Source organism: Achromobacter sp. RT286_PF (assembly GCF_059760425.1).
The window spans coordinates 76,146-93,855 of record NZ_JCBAMR010000010.1 but is presented as its reverse complement, the minus strand read 5'-3'; the positions used below and the strand labels follow the sequence as shown (position 1 = coordinate 93,855).

15 protein-coding genes are annotated in these 17,710 nt (G+C 65.8%); 3 read left to right on the top strand and 12 right to left on the bottom strand.

Features of this window, described 5'->3' with window-relative positions; genetic code table 11:
• Positions 1-24: 24 nt before the first annotated feature.
• Complete coding sequence (locus tag AC6LJY_RS11045; protein ID WP_498135935.1) at positions 25-504, bottom strand: hypothetical protein; 480 nt, start codon at positions 502-504, stop codon at positions 25-27.
• Positions 505-718: 214 nt separating this feature from the next.
• On the opposite strand from AC6LJY_RS11045, the gene AC6LJY_RS11040 reads away from it, so the two are divergent.
• Positions 719-1,735, top strand: coding sequence for a Bug family tripartite tricarboxylate transporter substrate binding protein (locus tag AC6LJY_RS11040; RefSeq protein WP_104141720.1), 1,017 nt, complete (start codon positions 719-721; stop codon positions 1,733-1,735).
• A gap of 157 nt (positions 1,736-1,892) precedes the next feature.
• Here the strand turns inward: AC6LJY_RS11040 and AC6LJY_RS11035 are convergent, their stop codons facing one another.
• From AC6LJY_RS11035 to gtdA, 8 genes are all read right to left on the bottom strand, one after another.
• Complete coding sequence (locus tag AC6LJY_RS11035; protein WP_498135934.1) at positions 1,893-3,068, bottom strand: ABC transporter substrate-binding protein; 1,176 nt, start codon at positions 3,066-3,068, stop codon at positions 1,893-1,895.
• Between the two features lie 49 nt (positions 3,069-3,117).
• The gene (locus AC6LJY_RS11030) at positions 3,118-4,332 is read right to left on the bottom strand and encodes a 3-hydroxybenzoate 6-monooxygenase (protein WP_498135933.1); all 1,215 of its coding nucleotides are present in this window, start codon (positions 4,330-4,332) and stop codon (positions 3,118-3,120) included.
• Positions 4,333-4,348: 16 nt separating this feature from the next.
• Positions 4,349-5,701, bottom strand: coding sequence for an FAD-dependent oxidoreductase (locus AC6LJY_RS11025; RefSeq protein WP_498135932.1), 1,353 nt, complete (start codon positions 5,699-5,701; stop codon positions 4,349-4,351).
• Between the two features lie 129 nt (positions 5,702-5,830).
• Positions 5,831-6,838, bottom strand: a complete 1,008-nt coding sequence (locus tag AC6LJY_RS11020) for a Bug family tripartite tricarboxylate transporter substrate binding protein (RefSeq protein WP_498135931.1) — start codon at positions 6,836-6,838, stop codon at positions 5,831-5,833.
• The gene (locus AC6LJY_RS11015) at positions 6,831-7,220 is read right to left on the bottom strand and encodes a chorismate mutase (protein WP_219991264.1); all 390 of its coding nucleotides are present in this window, start codon (positions 7,218-7,220) and stop codon (positions 6,831-6,833) included. Before AC6LJY_RS11015 ends, AC6LJY_RS11020 begins: the two co-directional genes overlap by 8 nt.
• The gene (maiA, locus tag AC6LJY_RS11010) at positions 7,217-7,855 is read right to left on the bottom strand and encodes a maleylacetoacetate isomerase (protein WP_498135930.1); all 639 of its coding nucleotides are present in this window, start codon (positions 7,853-7,855) and stop codon (positions 7,217-7,219) included. The genes AC6LJY_RS11015 and maiA overlap by 4 nt, the downstream gene beginning before the upstream one ends.
• A gap of 12 nt (positions 7,856-7,867) precedes the next feature.
• Positions 7,868-8,566: a fumarylacetoacetate hydrolase family protein gene (locus AC6LJY_RS11005; RefSeq protein WP_498135929.1), complete on the bottom strand. Its 699-nt coding sequence runs from the start codon at positions 8,564-8,566 to the stop codon at positions 7,868-7,870.
• Positions 8,567-8,712: 146 nt separating this feature from the next.
• Positions 8,713-9,777: a gentisate 1,2-dioxygenase gene (gene gtdA, locus AC6LJY_RS11000; protein ID WP_498135928.1), complete on the bottom strand. Its 1,065-nt coding sequence runs from the start codon at positions 9,775-9,777 to the stop codon at positions 8,713-8,715.
• A gap of 182 nt (positions 9,778-9,959) precedes the next feature.
• On the opposite strand from gtdA, the gene AC6LJY_RS10995 reads away from it, so the two are divergent.
• Both AC6LJY_RS10995 and AC6LJY_RS10990 read left to right on the top strand, forming a co-directional pair.
• Positions 9,960-10,895: a LysR family transcriptional regulator gene (locus AC6LJY_RS10995; RefSeq protein WP_104141731.1), complete on the top strand. Its 936-nt coding sequence runs from the start codon at positions 9,960-9,962 to the stop codon at positions 10,893-10,895.
• The gene (locus AC6LJY_RS10990) at positions 10,895-11,452 is read left to right on the top strand and encodes a hypothetical protein (RefSeq protein ID WP_046803309.1); all 558 of its coding nucleotides are present in this window, start codon (positions 10,895-10,897) and stop codon (positions 11,450-11,452) included. The genes AC6LJY_RS10995 and AC6LJY_RS10990 overlap by 1 nt, the downstream gene beginning before the upstream one ends.
• 182 nt (positions 11,453-11,634) lie before the next feature.
• Here the strand turns inward: AC6LJY_RS10990 and AC6LJY_RS10985 are convergent, their stop codons facing one another.
• From AC6LJY_RS10985 to AC6LJY_RS10975, 3 genes are all read right to left on the bottom strand, one after another.
• Positions 11,635-13,113 (bottom strand): efflux transporter outer membrane subunit, encoded by a 1,479-nt coding sequence (locus tag AC6LJY_RS10985; protein ID WP_046803310.1) that lies wholly within the window; start codon positions 13,111-13,113, stop codon positions 11,635-11,637.
• Positions 13,114-13,185: 72 nt separating this feature from the next.
• Positions 13,186-16,401, bottom strand: coding sequence for an efflux RND transporter permease subunit (locus tag AC6LJY_RS10980; protein WP_314355423.1), 3,216 nt, complete (start codon positions 16,399-16,401; stop codon positions 13,186-13,188).
• Between the two features lie 26 nt (positions 16,402-16,427).
• Entirely contained in the window at positions 16,428-17,624 is a 1,197-nt protein-coding gene (locus AC6LJY_RS10975; protein ID WP_046803312.1) for an efflux RND transporter periplasmic adaptor subunit, read from the bottom strand.
• Between the last annotated feature and the right edge of the window lie 86 nt (positions 17,625-17,710).

The following is a 17,710-nucleotide window of genomic DNA, read 5'->3' as shown; positions in this document are numbered from 1 at the left end:
CTGCGCAGGCGGTTGCATACGGCGTTACGCCAGTAGCGCCGCCATGGCGCGGCCCGCAATCATGTCTTCGAACAGGGCCGCGAGATTCGGGGCAACGTCGCGCGTGTCCTCGAATTCCGGCTCGATGCCGTGCACGATGCGGCCCGAGTCGCGTTCTATCGCCAGGAATTCGTACGCGCCGGCAACGCTCATGTAGATCGGCGTGTGCTGTTGCCGGAAGTCCAGGACCGCCTGCCGGCCGGCGTCGTCCAGTGCGGCCTCCAGGCTGATATCGCGCAGGGTGTGCCAGGGAAAGGCGCTGTCCGCCGTGCCGTCATGGTCGGCTGCGCTCAGGAACCAGCGTGTCTGGTCCGCGTTGTGCAATTCGGTGAATGTCGCCAGGAAAGCGCCATAGCCGTGCGCGTCGCGCGGCGCGGCCGCTGGCGTCGAGGTGGGCGTGGTTCGCAGCACCGTCCAGCCACGAGCGGCGAGATGATCCAAGAAGCGTTGTGGCTGCGATGTCATGTCGGTTTCCTCGGAGGGGGTATCGATGATATTGCAGTCTGACGCTTTGTTTAAACGCTTTGTTTATGACGCGCGTGGTCAAAAGAAAACACGAACTCCCCGCCCAAGGTTGACCAAACTAGGGCATCCCCACCCAGTATCTCTTTGTTACGCCAATCTCCTCCCTGCGGTATGCTACTGACCGCCATAGATCTGGAGTGAGGAGAAAAACATCATGACGAATACCCCCCGTAGCGCGGTCCGCCGTGCCTTGTTGCAGGGCGCCGTGGCGCTGGCCGCTACCTTGCCGTTTGGTGCGCCCGCGCTGGCGCAGGCGACTGATTTTCCGACGAAGCCGATTCGCTTTGTTGTGCCTTACCCGCCTGGCGGTCCGCTGGACACCATGGCCCGCATGTTGGCCGAGAAGGTGCGCGGTTCGCTGGGTCAGCCCGTGATCGTGGAAAACCGCTCGGGTGCCGGTGGCAACATTGGCGCCGACCTGGTGGCCAAGGCGCCCGCCGATGGCTACACGCTGGTGATGGGCGCGGTGGCCACGCATGCGATCAACCCGTGGTTGTTCGCGAACCTGCCCTACGACCCGGTCAAGGATTTCGCGCCCGTGACGATCGTGGCGTCGGTGCCGAACGTGTTGGTGATGAACGTTGAGTTCGCCGACAAGAACAAGATCAAGACCCTGGCCGACCTGATCGACTACGCCAAGAAGAATCCGGGCAAGCTGAACTACGGTTCGGGCGGCAACGGCAGCGCGGGCCACCTGTCTGGCGAGCTGCTGAAGGCGCGTGCCGGCATCAACGTCGAACACATTCCTTACCAGGGCGCGGCGCCCGCGCAGTTGGCGCTGTTGTCGGGTCAGTCGGATTTCATGTTCGACAATCTGGCGGCGTCGGCGCCGTTGATCAAGGACGGCAAGGTGAAGGCGCTGGCGGTGACGACGGCCAAGCGTTCGTCGTTGCTGGCGGATGTGCCGACGGTTGAAGAGTCGGGCGTGAAGGGCTTTGATCTGGGCACGTGGTTTGGCGTGTTCACGACGGGCGGCACGCCCGCGCCGGTGGTGGCCAAGCTGAACAAGGCATATGCCGACGCGATGCAGCAGCCGGATGTGAAGCAACGCCTGTTGACGATGGGTTCGGAGGCCGCGCCGATGACGCCGGAAGCCTTTGCTGACTTCGTGAAGAGCGAGAAGTCGAAGTACCAGGAAATCGTGAAGATTTCTGGCGCGAGCTTGAATTGATGGGTCGTTGATTCAACGCGACAGCAGTTTTGGGGGCAGCGTGAGCTGCCCCCTTGCATTTATGGCGTGTGGATCTACGGCATGCTTATCTACGCCGCCCCTATCGCCGGTCTATCCGTTCCCGGCCGATCCGTTCCCGCACCCCCACTTCCCCCGCCTACATCTTGCAGTCCGCCGCGTGCACATCGGTGTGGTCGCGCGCCAGCACCTTCATGTTTTTGTAGACCAGCTTGCCGTCGCTGCCAGGCTCGATGTGCAGCAGATACCAGTCCTGAACCGGATGTTGATTCGGTCCGAACTTGAACTTGCCGCGCACGCTGGGGAAGTCCGCCTTGCGTAGCGCGTTGCGAAAATCGTCCGGGCGACCGGTGATGTCGCCATTCACGGCTTTCAGGGCGGAGGCGATCAGGTTGGCGGTGTCGTACGCCTGTGCTGCATACGCAGTGGGCGGGCGGTTGTAGGCCTTGGTGAACGTCTGCACAAAGTGCTTGTTCTGCGCGTTGTCCAAGTCGGCGCTCCATAGCGAACTCAGATAAAAACCCTTGCTGGCCGTGCCCGTCGCGGCCAGCATGCGGTCGTCCATCGAGTAGATCGGCGTAATCATTTTGATCTTGTCCGACAGCCCCGAGTTGGCGAATTGCTTGGTCAGGTTGATGCCCGCACCGCCCGGGTGAAACTGAAAAATCGCGTCGGGATTTAACGAGCGGATGCGCGCCAGCTCTACCGAAAAGTCCGACTGGTCCAGCTTGGTGTAGATCTCTTCCGCAATCTCGCCCTTGTACGCGCGCTTGAAACCGGCGACCGCGTCACGCCCGGCTTGATAGTTGGGCGCCATGACGACGACGCGCTTCACGCCCAGTTCGTTGGCGGCGATGCCGGCCGTGTCGGCGTAGGAATCGTTCTGGAATGCGACCGCGAAATAGTTCTGGTTGCAGGCCTTGCCCGCGTAGTTTGACGGCCCCGCGTTCAAGCTGACATAGAAGCCGCCCGCGTTCAGCACCGTGGGGCCAACGGCCGCCATCACGTTCGAGAAGTTGACGCCCGTGAACAGGCGCACGCCGTCCTGCACCATCTTGTCGGCGGTCTGCTTGGCGTTGGCTGGCTTTAGCGCGTCGTCTTCCACGCGCACGTTGACGGGCACGCCGCCCAGTTTGCCGCCGCCTTCCTTCACCGCCAGCATGAAGGCGTCGCGCTCGTCTTCGCCGATGTAGCCGGCGGGGGTGGACAAGGTGCCGATGAAACCGATGTCCAGCGGCTTGCCTTGCGCGCCGGCGGCGCATGCCGTCAGCGTTAACGCCAGGGCGGCTGCGCCCCGTAGGATGTGGCTTGTCATGGTTGTCTCCCAGTGGTGCTGCGGTGTTTTTGCTTTGTATTGATATGCCCTAAGTGGACGCCAGGCAGCCTTCCACCTTCCAGCCATACAGCCACTGCAACGCGTCATAGAACTGCGACTGGCTGCGGCCCGTCCACAGCGCGTTACGCACGGTGCGTTCCACACCTCGCGCGTGATACAGCCTGCCCATCTCGCGCGTGGACCACACGACACGCGCGCTGCGCGGAATGCGCACCGATTCGTAAAGGCGGAACGCGGCGTCCAGATCGTCGCCGCACTGTTGCACCGCGACCCCCAGCGTGACCGCGTCTTCCAGCGCCATGCAGGCACCTTGCGCCATGTATTGCGTCATGGGATGCGCCGCGTCGCCCAACAAGGTGACGCGGCCCTGGCCCCAATGCGCGACCGGTTCGCGGTCGGCGGTGGCCCAGCGCTTCCAGGACGTGGGCCGATCCAGCATCTGGTGTGGACGCGGATGAATGCCTTCGAAGTACGACAGCACCTCTTGCTTGCTGCCTTCGCGCACGCCCCATTCCTCTTGTTCGCGGCTGTGAAACGTGACGACCAGGTTGTATTGCTGCCCGCCGCGCAAGGGGTAGTGGACCAGGTGGCAGTGCGGCCCGGCCCACAGCACGGGCGCGTTGATGCGTAGTTCGTCTGGCATGTTTTCGCGTTCGACGACGGCGCGGTAGACCACGTGGCCGGTCACGCGCACCGGGTCGCCCACCGTCTGCGCGCGGATGACTGACTTGACGCCGTCCGCGCCCACCAGCGCGTCGGCGCGATAACGGTTGCCGTTTGTGTCCACCACTTCCACGCCTTGCGCGTCTTGCGACATTGCGGCGATTTGCGTCGACGTACGAAAACGGATCAGCGGGTTTTGCTGCACGGCTTCAAGAATGGACAGGTGAATGTCGGCGCGATGGATCACGGCATACGGCCCGCCGAAGCGCGCACGAAAGGCGTCGCCCGTGTCGATGCGCACGACTTCTTTAGCGTCGACGGCGTCCATCATGATGATGTGGTCGGTGAAGACGGCGCGTGCCCGTGCGGTCTCGCCCACGCCCAGCGCGTCCAGCGCCGCGAACGCGTTGGGCCCCAGCTGTATGCCCGCGCCGATTTCGCCAATGTGCGCGGCCTGTTCCAGCAGTTGTACGGCGATGCCTTGCCGCGTCAGCGCCAGCGCGGCGGCCAGGCCGCCGATGCCGCCGCCCACCACGATCACGGATCGCGTCGGCTTGGCTGAAAGTGAAGATGCGTTCATGTTGGCTCCCGCGGGTTCAATCCTGGCCGCCCAGGAAGGCGCCTTGGTGTTTCAGTTGCGCTTGCAGCGCCGCGATGGAAACGTTGCCCGGCGCGATGCCGTCGCGCAGCGCCATTGCCGCCGCCGTGCCCGCGGCTTCGCCCATGACGAAGCAACTGCCGCTGACGCGCGCGGCCGACTGGCCCTCGTGCGTCATCGACGCGCAGCGGCCCGCCACCAGCACGTTGTCGGCCACGCCGGGCCCGCGCCTGGGCACCATCATGCGAAACGGCAGCTGGTTGTAGCCGCGCGATTCTGGGATGGGCGGCCACACCCATTTGACGTCGCCCGCCGTGTGCATTTCCAGGGGCCAGCCGTTCACGCCGATGCTGTCTTCGAAGTCGGCGCAGCCCAGTACGTGTTCCTGCGTCAGCACGGCTTCGCCGACGATGCGACGCGTTTCGCGGATGCCCAGCTGCGGCGCGATGTCCAGCACGTAAGCCTGTTCAAAGCCCGGGACCTTGGCGCGTAGAAAGGCCAGGTACTGCATGATCTGGCGGCGCCCTTCCAGCTCGCCTGCCGACAGCGAGCCCGCGTCGGTGCCGTCGGCCGCGCTGCCATCGGCATTGGCCAGCTGCGTGACGTTGACGCGCCATTCGTAGTCGTGCTTTTGCGGGCGGACGATGGCGCCGCGCCGGGGGAAGGTGAACTCGCCGCTGGCGGCGGCTTCGTCCATCAGCAGGGGTATCGTCTTCCACGCTTCCTGCGCCCGCGCGCCGTCCACGTTGCCCACCTTGAACATCAGCGTGGGGTAAAGCATGTGGCCGTGGGCGTCGCCTTTTTCAAAGGGCAGGCCGCCCCATTGTGCGATGTCGGCATCGCCGGAACAGTCGATGAAGACCTTGGCGCGTACCGCGCAGCGGCCGGACTTGGTTTCCAGGAACAGGGCGTCGACGCGGCCGTGTTCGTCGCGTGTCAGCCCCGTGGCCAGGGCGTGGAACAAGATCTGCGCGCCGCTGTCTTGCACCATGCCGTCCGCCGCGCACTTGAAGGCGGATATGTCGTAGGCCTGCGCGTGGATCTTGCCCAGGATCAGATGCGGATCATTCAATCCGTCCATCGCGCGCATGCGATCCAACAATTCGTCGGTCATGCCGTGCACTACCTGGCGGATGTCGCCGTGGATGTTGGCGTGCAGGCCGCAGAAGTTGGATACGCCGGCGGCGGTGCCCATGCCGCCCAGGAAGCCGTAGCGTTCCACCAGCAGCACGCGCGCGCCGTTGCGGGCAGCGCTGGCGGCGGCCAGCACGCCGGCGGGGCCGCCGCCCAGCACCACAACATCAAATTCGCCATACAGCGGGACCTGGCGGGCGGGTTCGGTAATGACCATCGAAATTCTCCTTGCTTGTATTGCTGCGCGGCGCGTTGCGCCACCCCGCGGTGCGCCACCAAGCGGTGCGCCACCAAGCGGTGCGCCACCAAGCGGTGCGCCACCATGCGGTGCGCCACGAATTACCGCTTACTGGCCCTTGATGCCCAGCTTCTTGATCAGCGGTTCCCAGCGCTTGAGTTCGTCGTCCATGTAGGCGCGAAACTCAGCGGGAGTGCTGCCCACCGGGTCCATGAACTGCGCTTGCAGCCGCTTGGCGACTTCCGGGTCGCGTATGGCCTGGATCAACGCATCCGACAGCTTTTTCTGAATGTCGGCCGGCACCTTGGACGACACCACGAAGCCGATCCATGCCGACCCCTCAATGCCCGGCACGCCCACTTCCGCCAAAGTCGGAATGTCGGGCAGCAAGGCGGAACGCTTGGACGACGTCACCGCCAGCGCCTTCAAGCGGCCGTCTTTCACCATCGGCATGACGGCAATGGGCGGCAGCGCGGCAAACTGCGTGTCGCCCGACAACAGCGACGTCAACGCGGCGGGCGACGACGGATAGGGCACGTGCGTGGCGCGCGCACCGATCTGTTGCAGCAGCAGTTCAACGGCCAGGTGCGACACCGTGCCGGCGCCCGGCGACGGGAAGTTGTACTTGTCCGGATTCTTCTTCAACGCCTCCAGCAGCTGCCCCACGTTGGCGATGCCGGCGGATGCGGGCACCACCAGCACGTTGGGCTGATGCACGGCCAGCGTCAGCGGCGACAAATCGGTGGCGGGCGCATAGGGCAGCTTGTCGAACAACAAGGTGTTGTTCACCAGCGGGCCGGTGATGGACACGCCGAAGGTGTAGCCGTCGGGCTTGGCGTTAGCGATGGCGAAGGTGCCGATGTTGCCGCTGGCGCCGGGCTTGTTTTCAATGACGATGGTTTGCCCCAGGATGGCGCCGGCCTTCTCGCCGACAATGCGCGCCACCTGGTCCGGGCTGGACCCGGGGCCAAAGGGCACGATGGCCTTGAGCGGTTGGGCGGGCCAGGCGTCGGCGGCCTGGACGGACGTCAGCGGCGCGGCGGCGGACAGGGCCAACAGACCCATCAGGCCCCGGCCCAATGCGCGCGTCAGGCGTTGGGGCAACAACTTAGTCATGCGTGTCTCCCACGTTTTTCATGGTGTCGAAATAGGTTTGTTCGTTGGCGATGAAGGCGGCGACCATTGCGCGATACGTTGCGTCCACCACCTGTTCCAGGTTGGCAAAGCCGCGGTTGTGGCGCGTGGCCAGCGCGCGTGCCTTGTCAAAGACCTGCGCCTGACGCGCGGGTGCGCTGACCTGGAAGGCGTCGCGCTTGAAGCGCGCGGCATCTTTCACGTACATCGCGCGCTCGGCGATCAAGCGGACGATCTCGTCGTCCAGGCGATCGATGTTGGCGCGCACATCGGCCAGCGTGGCGCACAGCGGCTGGTAGGCGGGGTCGGTGTATTCGCGCAGGGGCGCGCCTTGGGTGTCGGGCTCTTGCATGGGCGTGGTCATCGCGTGTAGTCGGGTTGGCGCGCGGGCGCGGCTTGCTGGAAGGCGGGTTGCGCGTTGCAGTGGTCGTAAACGCGCAGGATGCGGGCATACGGCGACAGGTCGCAGCCCATCCGCTGCGCATTGGCCACTTGCGGCACCAGGCAGCAATCGGCCAGCGTGGGCGCGTCACCAAAGCAATACGCACCCTGGCCATGGCGTGCCAGCAATTGCTCGACCGCGCCCAGCCCTTCCTTGATCCAGTGGTGATACCAGTCGTTCTTTTGCGCGTCGGTTGCGCCCAGCACGTCTTGCAGGTAGCGCAGGATGCGCATGTTGTTGACGGGATGGATATCGCACGAGATGGCAGCCGCCAGTTCCAGCACGCGGGCGCGCGCCAGGGTATCGGTGGGAATCAGGCGTGGCGTGGGATGCGTGGCGTCCAGGTAGTCGATGATGGCAAGCGACTGCGACAGCTGGACGTCGCCATCGGTCAGCAGCGGCACGCCGGCCGACGGGTTCCGCGCAACGTAGTCGGGCGCGCGCTGTTCCTGCTTGCGCAGGTTCACGGGCGCGTAGTGGTAGGGCAGGCCCTTGAGCGCCAGCGCGATGCGCACGCGGTACGACGTAGAGCTATTGAAAAAGCTGTGCAGTTGCATGTGGCCTCCTGGTCAGACCATCTTTACGCTGAGTGTGCCCAGCCCATCCACGCCGCCCCGCATCTGGTCGCCGCGCACGACGGGGCCGACGCCTTCGGGTGTGCCGGTGTAGATCAGGTCGCCCGGCTCCAGCCGGAAGTAGCGGGACAGGTAGGCCACGGTCTCGGCCACAGACCAGATCAGCTTGCCGATGTCGCTGCGTTGCTTGTCGGTGCCGTTGACCTGTAGCCAGATGCCGGCGTGTTCGATACCGCTGCTCGATGCCGCCGGATGCAGCGGGCCGATGGGCGCGCTGCGGTCGAATGCCTTGCCCAATTCCCAGGGGCGGCCGGCTTCGCGCATTTTCATTTGCAGGTCGCGGCGCGTCATGTCCAGGCCCACGGCGTAGCCCCAGACATGTTTGTGCGCGTCGTCCACGGCAATGTCGGCGCCGCCTTGGCCAATGGCCGCGACGAGTTCGATTTCGTAATGCAGGTTGGCGGTTTCGGGTGGGTAGGGCAGGCTCAGCGTCTGGCCCTCTGCGACCGGCACGACGGCGTCGGCGGGCTTGCAGAAGAAGAAGGGCGGTTCGCGGTCGGGGTCAAAGCCCATCTCGCGCGCATGGGCGGCGTAGTTGCGGCCGACGCAGTAGACGCGGCGTACGGGAAACGTGTCCTGGCTGCCGGCGATGGGCACGGCAACGGGCGCGGGGGGAGCAAACACGAAAGGCATGAATCACCCTGGAAAGACGGAAGGAAAAGGCGAAAAGGGAAAAGGGAAAAGGGAAACGCAAAGGGGATGCAACGGAAATGCAAAGCGCAAGGCGCAGGGTTCAAACCCCACTGCGCAATCACCGCGCTTGCACCGCGCGCCTGGGATCAGCCGATGCGTTCTTCGCGCCACACGCCCAGCGCGTCCTGCACCGGGCGGTCGGAATAGCTGAACAGCGTGGCGTCATCCAGCGCGGCCAACTGCACCGGCATCCACGACGGCGCGACGAAGACGTCTCGCGGACCGAAGTGGAATTCTTCGTCGCCGATACGCGCGATGCCCCGGCCTTCCACCACGCTGTACACGGTGGAATCGGTGCTGCGATACGCCTTGCCCTGGAATCCCGCCGGCAGCAGCTGCATGAACGTGGCCATCGTCGGCATGGGGTAGCCGCCCGTGGCCGGGTTCAGGTAGCGCAGCTTCACGCCGTCCCAAGGGTCAAGCTCGCCATGGCGATACAGCGCGTCCAGCGCCTCGCGGCTGCGTTCGTAGGGGTAGTTGAAGATGGGCGATGTGCCGCCGGTGGCTTGGTGGCGCACCGGCGCCATGTTGTGCCCGAAGCGCGCCATGCTGTCGCCTTCGGGACGCGTCACGGGCTGCGCGGTCTGCGGATAGTTTTCGGCAAAGCCCGCATCCAGAAAGCGCAGCAGCGGAATGTCCAGGCCGTCCAGCCAGACGACCGGTTCGCCGCCTTCAACGGTGTCGGCATTGCCGTGGTCGTGCCAGGTCCAGGACGGCGTGATGATGAAGTCGCCCGGGTGCATGGTGGTGCGTTCGCCGTTGACGGCGGTGTAGGCGCCGCGCCCTTCCACGATGAAACGCAGTGCCGACTGCGTGTGGCGGTGGCTGGGCGCCACTTCACCCGGCAAGATCAGTTGCAGCCCGGCGTACAGGCTTTGCGTGATGCTGGCTTGCCCGGGCAGGCCGGGGTTTTCCAGGATCAGCACGCGCCGCACGGCTTCTTCGGCGCTAATCAACGCGCCGGACGCCATGACGTCGTCGCGCACATCGTCGTATTTCCACAGGGCGGGTACGCAGCGCGGCGAGGGCTGGCGGGGCACCAGGTTATGCAGGGACTCCCACAGCGGAGCCATGTGTTTCTTGGCGATGCGCGCGTAGTACTGCGCACGGTCGGCGCTGGGGTGTGCGCCGGGGGGGTGGCCGTCGGGCATGTTTGTCTCCGGTATGTCCGGCTGAAGCCGGCTTCTACAGGTGGCCGCCACGTGGCTCGCGGCTGGTCCAGATTCGAAGACGATTATGCGTACGCAGCTATGTGTTTTGAAATGAAATTATCTTATTATCCATACGAATAAATATATACATACGAGACAACCTCCCACGCACGAGGGCCTGCATGGACTGGACCCATCGCCTGCGGCTGCGCAACCTGAAGATGCTGTTAAGTCTGGCGCAGACCCGCAACATCAGCCATTCGGCGGCCATGCTGAACACGACGCAGCCCGGGCTGTCGAAGTGGCTGAAAGACCTGGAAGACGACATCGGCCTGCCGCTGTTCGAGCGCCATGCGCGCGGGCTGCGGCCCACGCCGCATGGCGACGTGCTTATTGCGCATGCGCAGCGGCTGGAAGCGCAGCTGGATCGCGCGGGCGCCGACATGGCCGCGCTGCGCGAAGGCGGCGGCGGCCGGGTGGTGATCGGCGCATCCGGCGCGTCGGCTTCCGACACCGTGCCGCTGGCCGTGATGAAGCTGTTGGAACGCATGCCGCAAGCGCGCGTGAAACTGGTCGAAGGCACCACCGACCGCCTGCTGGCGCAGCTGGCGCAAGGGGATCTGGATATCGTGGTGGGCCGCTCGGCGCCTGAACATCACGACCCGGCCATTCGCTTTGAAGCCTTGTACCTGGAGCCCATCCACCTGGTGGCGCGCCCGCGCCATCCGCTGTTTGCCATTGAACAACCCAGCTGGCCGGACCTGCTGTCGTACCGCTGGATTCTCTGGCCCAAGGGCACGCCGATCCGCAATGCGGTGGACGCGGCGCTGGCGGCCGCCGGCCAGGCGCCGCCCGCCGATCACGTGGAATCGAACTCGGTCACCATCAACCTCACGCTGATCAACAACAGCGACATGATCAGCGTGGCCTCGCATCGCGCGGCGCTGCGCTTTTCGCAGATGCGCGCGATGCGCATCATCCCCGTGCGCTTGTCGGGCTTTGGTTCGGTGGCGATGTACTGGCGTGAAGACGCGTTCCGCCCGATGGCCGTGCAAGAGGCAATGGCGGCGCTGCGCAACACGGTGGCCGAACACGCACCCGGTGTGACGAGGCTTTGATGACAGCGCCGGGCGCGGGGCTGACAGCGTTGATCGCGCAGTGCCGCAAGGTGGAGGCCGCGCTGGCGGGCTCCGGTGACCCTGCCGCATCGACGGCCATGCATCGCTTTGTGGCCGACATGGACGCGCGCCGCGTGCCGCCCGGCATGTGGTCGCCGCTGGTGTTGTCGGTGTTGGTGATGACGGGCGGGCTGGGCGTCGGGATCGAAGTGTTGAGCCTGCTGCTGCGATCCGCGGGCGCGGCGCTGGCCGCGTTTGCGCTGGTGGCGGTTTGCGCGGGTACGGCGCTGGCGTTGGCGATTGGCGTGGTGATGGTGATGGCCGGCAAGTGCGCGGGCCTGGTGCTGATCAGGCGGCTGGTGCTGGCGCTGATCGCGATTGGCGCGATGGGCCTTGCCGCCTGGGCGCTGGGCGGCGTGCGCGCCGTGGGGCCGGTGGTGGCGCTGCTGGGCGGCTTGGGCGCGTGGCTGGTGGTGAACAGCGCCGCGTTCTACGTGTTCGCGGGATATCGCGTGGCGCTGCGCGTGGTGGCGGGCGGCCACGGCCAAAACAAATAAGCCATCATCGGTGACGGGCACCGTGATGGCTTATGCATGGGCATCCAGGCAACGGACACCAGGCGCTTGACACCAGGCGCTCTGCGCCAGGCGCCTGGCACTAGGCGCTCTGTGCCCCGCTCCCGGCCTGGCGCGGCGGGCTTCCCCGCCTTGCCGGCTTAGCGGCTTAGCGGCTTAGCGCCTTAGCGCGATGCGACCGTGTCCGCCGGCACCGGGTTGTCCCAGCCGCCGCCGATGGCACGGATCAGTTCCACTGCCGACCGCGCCTGTTCACCGCTAAGTTGCACGGCAACACGTTGTTGCAGCAGCACGCTGCGGTCGGCTTCGATCACGTCCAGATAGCTGATCGAGCCTTCGCGGTACTGCGTGTGCGACAGCTTGGCGGCGCGCGCCGAGGCGTCGACGGCGGCGTCCTGCGCCTTGGTCTGGTCGGCCAGGATGCGCAGGTTGGCCAGGTTGTCTTCAACCTCGCGGAAGGCGTTCAGCACCGTTTGGCGATACACGGCCACGTCTTCTTCGTAGACGGCGCGGGCGCGGTCCAGGCCGGCCTGGCGGCGGCCGCCGTCAAAGATCGGCATCGACAACGCGGCGCCCACCAGCGGACCCAACAGGAACGTGCGGCTGGACCACTGGAACAGGTTGCCCAGGTCGGACGATTCATAGCCAAAGGCACCAGTGATGTCCAGGCGCGGGAAGAACGCGGACTTGGCCGCGCCCACGCGGGCATTGGCGGCGGCCATGGCGCGTTCGGCGGCGGCGATGTCCGGGCGGCGTTCCAGCAGCGTGGACGGCAGGCCGGCGGGAATCGACAGCGCCACCTTCTGGATGGGCTGCGGCGGCATCGTGAAGTCGGACGGTGCGCGGCCCAGCAACACGGCCAGCGCATGTTCGGCGGCGGCGCGGCGGCGGTCGATGCCCAGCGCTTCCGATTGCGCGGATGCCAGCTCGGCCTTGGCGCGTGCCAGGTCCAGTTCGCTGATGTCGCCCGCGTCGTAGCGGCGCTGGATCAGTTGCAGCGTGTCGGTACGCAGCTTGACGGTCTGGCGATACAGCTGCGATTCGGCGTCCTGTTCGCGCACCAGGAAATACGTGGTGGCCACGTCAGCCTGCAAGGCCAGCAGCACCGAGCGGTACAGCGCCTCACTTTGCTGCGCGTCGGCCGTGGCGGCGTCGGCGGTGGATGCCACGCGACCAAACAGGTCGGCCTCGTACGACACCGCGCCTTGCGCACGCCACGTCGTCACGGGGCTGGTCGACGTGCCATCGGGCAAGCCTTGCGACACGGCGGACGGGCGCTGGCGGTTGGGGCCAAAGGCCGCGTCCAGCGTCGGGAAGAAGCCGGCGCGGGCTTCGCGTTGCAGCGCGCGCGACTGCGCCAGGCGCGCAGCGGCCGCTTGCAGGTTCTGGTTGGCCTGCTGCGCTTCTTCCTGCAATTGATTCAGGCCGTCGTCGCCGAATACCTTCCACCAGGCGCCGCGCAACGCGTCTTCGGACGGTTCGGCGGGCTTCCAGGTGCCGGCCTCGGATGCGGGCAGGGCGGCTTCCTTGAACGCCGCCGGCGCGGCGGCGGACGGTTTTTCGTAGGTGGGGCCCACCGCGCAGCCGGCCAGCACAAGCAGGACGGCAAGCAGGGCGGAACCGCGGGTCAGTCTTTGGATCATGATGAATTCTCTTTGTCGCGCGCCCCGCCCGCTGGGGCAGGGCGCGCTGGCTTCTCTGTGGGTCTGCCTGCTTTATGCGTGAGTCTGAGGGGCGGGCGGCGCATGCGGGTCGATGTGCGGCGCGCACTCCGGCGCTTCATGCTGGGACGCCGAGTGCAGCGGCTTGCCACCCAGCGAACGCAGCAGCACGTAGAACACCGGCGTCAGGAACAGGCCGAACAGCGTCACGCCCAACATCCCGAAGAACACCGCCACGCCCATGGCATGACGCATTTCGGAACCGGCGCCCGACGACAGCACCAGCGGCACCACACCCATGATGAACGCGATGGACGTCATCAGGATCGGACGCAGACGCAGGCGGCTGGCTTCGATGGCGGCTTCCAGCGGCGTGCGGCCGCTCATTTCAAGCTCGCGGGCGAATTCCACGATCAGGATCGCGTTCTTCGCGGACAGCCCCACCAGCACCATCAAGCCGATCTGCGTGAAGATGTTGTTGTCGTTGCCCGTCAGGTACACGCCGGTCAGCGCAGCCAGGATGCTCATCGGCACGATCAGGATCACGGCCAGCGGCAGGGTCAGGCTTTCATACAGCGCGGCCAGCACCAGGAACACCAGCAGCACGCTGATCGGGAATACCCACAAGCCGGCATTGCCCGCCAGGATCTGCTGATACGTCAGGTCGGTCCATTCGAACTTCACGCCACGCGGCAGCGTTTCGGCGGCCACGCGTTCGGCGGCGGCTTGCGCCTGGTCCGACGAAAAACCGGGCGCCGGGCCGCCGTTGATGTCGGCGGCGGTGTAGCCGTTGTATCGCACCACCATTTCGGGGCCAAACGTCTGATTCACCGTCACCAGCGAAGACAGCGGCACCATGTCGCCCGCGGCGTTGCGGGTCTTCAGTTGCAGGATGTCGTCGGCATGCGCGCGGAACTGGGCGTCGGCTTGCGCCCGCACCTGGAACACGCGGCCGAAACGGTTGAAGTCGTTGACATACATCGAACCCAGGTAGATCTGCATGGTGTCGAACACTTCCGTCACCGGCACACCCAACTGCTTGGCCTTCACACGGTCCAGGTCCACGTCCAGCTGCGGCACGTTGATTTCGTAGCTGGAGAACGAGGGGCCCAGTTCAGGCGTTTGACGCGCCTTTTCCAGGAAGGCCTGCTTGGCCTTGTCCAGCTCGGCATAGCCGAGCGCCGCGCGGTCTTCCAGTTGCAGCTTGAAGCCGCCCAGCGTGCCCAAACCCATCACGGGCGGGGGCGGGAACACGGCGATGAACGAATCCTGGATGGCGGCAAACTTCTGGTTCAGCGAGGCGGCAATGGCGTTGCCCGACAGTTCGGCACCCTTGCGTTCGTCAAACGGCTTGAGCGTGACGAACACGATGCCGGCGCTGGAACTGTTGGTAAAGCCGTTGATCGACAAGCCCGGGAACGCGATGGCCGATTGCACGCCGGGTTCCTTCAAGGCGATGTCGCTCATGCGGCGGATCACCGCTTCCGTGCGGTCCAGCGATGCGCCGTTGGGCAACTGCGTGAAGCCGATCAGGTACTGCTTGTCCTGCGCGGGCACAAAGCCGCCGGGCACCAGGTACGACACGCCGATCGTGGCCGCCACCAGCACGGCGTACACGCCCATCGCGCCGGCCTTGCGGCGGATCACGCTGGACACGCCCGTGCCATAGGACTCGGACGCGCGGCCGAACATGTTGTTGAACCAGTTGAAGAAGCGGCCGAAGACGCGGTTCATGCCACGGGTCAGCCAGTCCTGCTTGTCGTGATGGCTTTTGAGCAGCAGGGCCGACAGCGCGGGCGACAGGGTCAGCGAGTTAAAGGCCGAGATCACCGTCGAGATGGCAATCGTCATGGCGAACTGCTTGTAGAACTGGCCGGTCAGGCCAGTCATGAACGCCAGGGGCACGAACACGGCGCACAGCGTCAACGCGATAGCGATGATGGGGCCGCTGACTTCACGCATGGCGCGGTAGGTGGCGTCGCGTGGACTCAAGCCCGCCGCGATGTTGCGTTCCACGTTTTCCACCACCACGATCGCATCGTCCACCACGATCCCGATGGCAAGCACCATCCCGAACAGCGACAAGGCGTTGATGGAATAGCCGAACACCAGCAGCAGCGCGAACGTACCCACGATGGAGACCGGCACGGCCAGCAGCGGGATGATCGATGCGCGCCACGTTTGCAGGAACAGGATCACCACCAGCACGACCAGCGCAATGGCTTCCAGCAGCGTGTGCACCACGGCTTCGATACTGGAACGCACGAACTGCGTGGGGTCGTATTCGATGCGGTATTCCACGCCCGGCGGGAAGTCTTGCGACAGCTCGGCCATGGCGGCGCGCACCTTGGACGACACGTCCAGCGCGTTCGCGCCCGGCGATTGCATGATGCCCATGCCCACCGCCTGCTTGTTGTCCAGCAGCGAACGCAGGCCGTATTCCTGCGCGTCCAGCTCCACGCGGGCGACGTCGGACAAGTGCGTCACGGCGCCGTCGGACGAGGTCTTCAGGATGATGTCGCGGAACTCTTCTTCGCTTTGCAGACGGCCACGCGCGTTCACGTTCAGCTGCAAGGGCACGTCGCCCTGCGTGGGCGATGCGCCGATCACGCCGGCGGCAACCTGCACGTTTTGTTCGCGAATGGCGGCAACGACTTCCGACGCCGTCATGCCCCGCTGCGCGACTTTCTGGGGGTCCAGCCACACGCGCATCGAGTAGTTGCCCGAGCCCCACACCGTAACTTCGCCCACGCCCGTGATGCGGGCCAGGCGGTCCTTGACGTTCAGGATGGCGTAGTTGCGCAGGTAGGTGATGTCGTAGCGGTCGTTAGGCGAAATCAGGTGCACCACCAGCGTCAGCGTCGGCGAGCTTTTCGCGGTGGTCACGCCCAGGCGCTGCACGTCCGGCGGCAGGCGCGGCAGCGCTTGCGACACACGGTTCTGCACCAGCTGCTGCGCCTTGTCCGGGTCCACGCCCAGCTTGAAGTTGACCGTCAGCGTCAGGTTGCCGTCGCTGTTGGCCTGCGACTGCATGTACAGCATGTCCTCGACGCCGTTGATGGATTCTTCCAGCGGCGACGCGACGGTCTCGGCGATGACCTTGGGGTTGGCGCCCGGATACTGCGCGCGCACCACCACCGACGGCGGCACGACTTCCGGGTATTCGGAAATGGGCAGCTGGAACATGGCCAACAGGCCGGCCAGCAACACCAGGATGGACAGCACACCGGCAAAGATCGGCCGGTCGATGAAGAACTTTGAGATATTCATGAGCGTTCTCTGTAGACGCGCGGGCCTTACTGGACCTGGGCCGCGGCGGTCTGCACCGGTGCGCGCTTGGCGGCAACCATGGGCACGACGGTGGGGGTCACGGCGTCGCCGGGACGGATGCGTTGCAGGCCGTTGACGACGATGCGTTCACCGGGCTTCAGGCCGGAATCCACGACGCGCAGGCCTTCCTGGTTGGCGCCCAGCTTGATCTGGCGGTAGACGGCGTGGTTCTTGTCGTCCAGCACCAGCACGTAGCGCTTGTCCTGGTCGGTGCCGATGGCTTTTTCGTCGATCAGCACGGCCGAACGCGGGTCGCTGCCGCCCAGGCGGACGCGGGCGTACAGGCCGGGCAACAGCGAGCCGTCGGCGTTGTCGAATTCGGCGCGCACGCGGATCGTGCCCGAGGTGGCGTCCAGGCGGTTGTCCACCGACTGCACGACGCCAGTGCGCGAATAGCCTTCTTCGTTCGCCAGGCCGAGTTCAACCGGCACCGAGCCGGCCTTGCCGTTGCGCGCCGGGTTCACGTACTTCAGGAACGTTTGTTCGTCCACGTCGAACGATGCGTACATCTTCGACACCGACACCAGCGTGGTCAGCGGCACGGACGCGGCGCCGGCGGCCACCACGTTGCCCACGGTGACTTCGGCGCGCGACACGCGGCCGGCCACGGGGGCTTCGATGCGGGTGTAGCCCAGGTTCAGCTTGGCGTAGTCCAGCGCGGCCTGCGCGCCTTGCAGGTTGGCGGCGGCTTCGCGTGCGGCGTTCTGCTTTTCCTCGAAGTCGCGGCGCGCGATGGCGTTGTCCGCCAACAGGCGCTGGCCTCGCGCCAGTTCGGTGGCGGTGTACGAGGCGCGGGCCTTGGCGGCGGTCAGGGCGGCGGCGGCGCGGTCAACCTCGGCCGCGTAGGGGCGCGGGTCAATGGTGAACAGCACGTCGCCCTTCTTGACGATGCTGCCGTCCTGGAAGTGCACTTGCGTCAGCGTGCCGGACACCAGCGGGCGGATGTCGACGCGGTCGATGGCTTCCAGGCGGCCGGAATAACGCTGCCAGTCCACGATGGTCTTGTTGACGACTTCCGCCACTTCGACCGGGGTCGCGGCGGGCGCGCCCTGGGCCACGGCGACGTTGCCGCCACCGGGGCCACGGGTCAGGGCATAACCGCCACCGGCCGCCAGCACGGCGGCAAATACAACGAGCACAGCAATACGTTTACGCGAAACCATGATGTTTCCTTGAAAGATTTAGGTGCGAAAGCGCGCTTGCTTGGAGCCCGGGGCGGGGGCGGCTGCGGCGGGTCTGGCCATGTCAG

Excerpts from the sequence above, each read along its gene's own strand:
- maiA (WP_498135930.1), bottom strand. The coding sequence starts at position 7,855 with ATGCAACTGCACAGCTTTTTCAATAGCTCTACGTCGTACCGCGTGCGC.
- AC6LJY_RS10980 (WP_314355423.1), bottom strand. The coding sequence starts at position 16,401 with ATGAATATCTCAAAGTTCTTCATCGACCGGCCGATCTTTGCCGGTGTG.
- AC6LJY_RS10995 (WP_104141731.1), top strand. The coding sequence starts at position 9,960 with ATGGACTGGACCCATCGCCTGCGGCTGCGCAACCTGAAGATGCTGTTA.
- gtdA (WP_498135928.1), bottom strand. The coding sequence starts at position 9,777 with ATGCCCGACGGCCACCCCCCCGGCGCACACCCCAGCGCCGACCGTGCG.
- AC6LJY_RS11030 (WP_498135933.1), bottom strand. The coding sequence starts at position 4,332 with ATGAACGCATCTTCACTTTCAGCCAAGCCGACGCGATCCGTGATCGTG.
- AC6LJY_RS10990 (WP_046803309.1), top strand. The coding sequence starts at position 10,895 with ATGACAGCGCCGGGCGCGGGGCTGACAGCGTTGATCGCGCAGTGCCGC.
- AC6LJY_RS10975 (WP_046803312.1), bottom strand. The coding sequence starts at position 17,624 with ATGGTTTCGCGTAAACGTATTGCTGTGCTCGTTGTATTTGCCGCCGTG.
- AC6LJY_RS11045 (WP_498135935.1), bottom strand. The coding sequence starts at position 504 with ATGACATCGCAGCCACAACGCTTCTTGGATCATCTCGCCGCTCGTGGC.
- AC6LJY_RS11025 (WP_498135932.1), bottom strand. The coding sequence starts at position 5,701 with ATGGTCATTACCGAACCCGCCCGCCAGGTCCCGCTGTATGGCGAATTT.
- AC6LJY_RS11005 (WP_498135929.1), bottom strand. The coding sequence starts at position 8,566 with ATGCCTTTCGTGTTTGCTCCCCCCGCGCCCGTTGCCGTGCCCATCGCC.
- AC6LJY_RS11015 (WP_219991264.1), bottom strand. The coding sequence starts at position 7,220 with ATGACCACGCCCATGCAAGAGCCCGACACCCAAGGCGCGCCCCTGCGC.
- AC6LJY_RS11020 (WP_498135931.1), bottom strand. The coding sequence starts at position 6,838 with ATGACTAAGTTGTTGCCCCAACGCCTGACGCGCGCATTGGGCCGGGGC.
- AC6LJY_RS10985 (WP_046803310.1), bottom strand. The coding sequence starts at position 13,113 with ATGATCCAAAGACTGACCCGCGGTTCCGCCCTGCTTGCCGTCCTGCTT.
- AC6LJY_RS11035 (WP_498135934.1), bottom strand. The coding sequence starts at position 3,068 with ATGACAAGCCACATCCTACGGGGCGCAGCCGCCCTGGCGTTAACGCTG.
- AC6LJY_RS11040 (WP_104141720.1), top strand. The coding sequence starts at position 719 with ATGACGAATACCCCCCGTAGCGCGGTCCGCCGTGCCTTGTTGCAGGGC.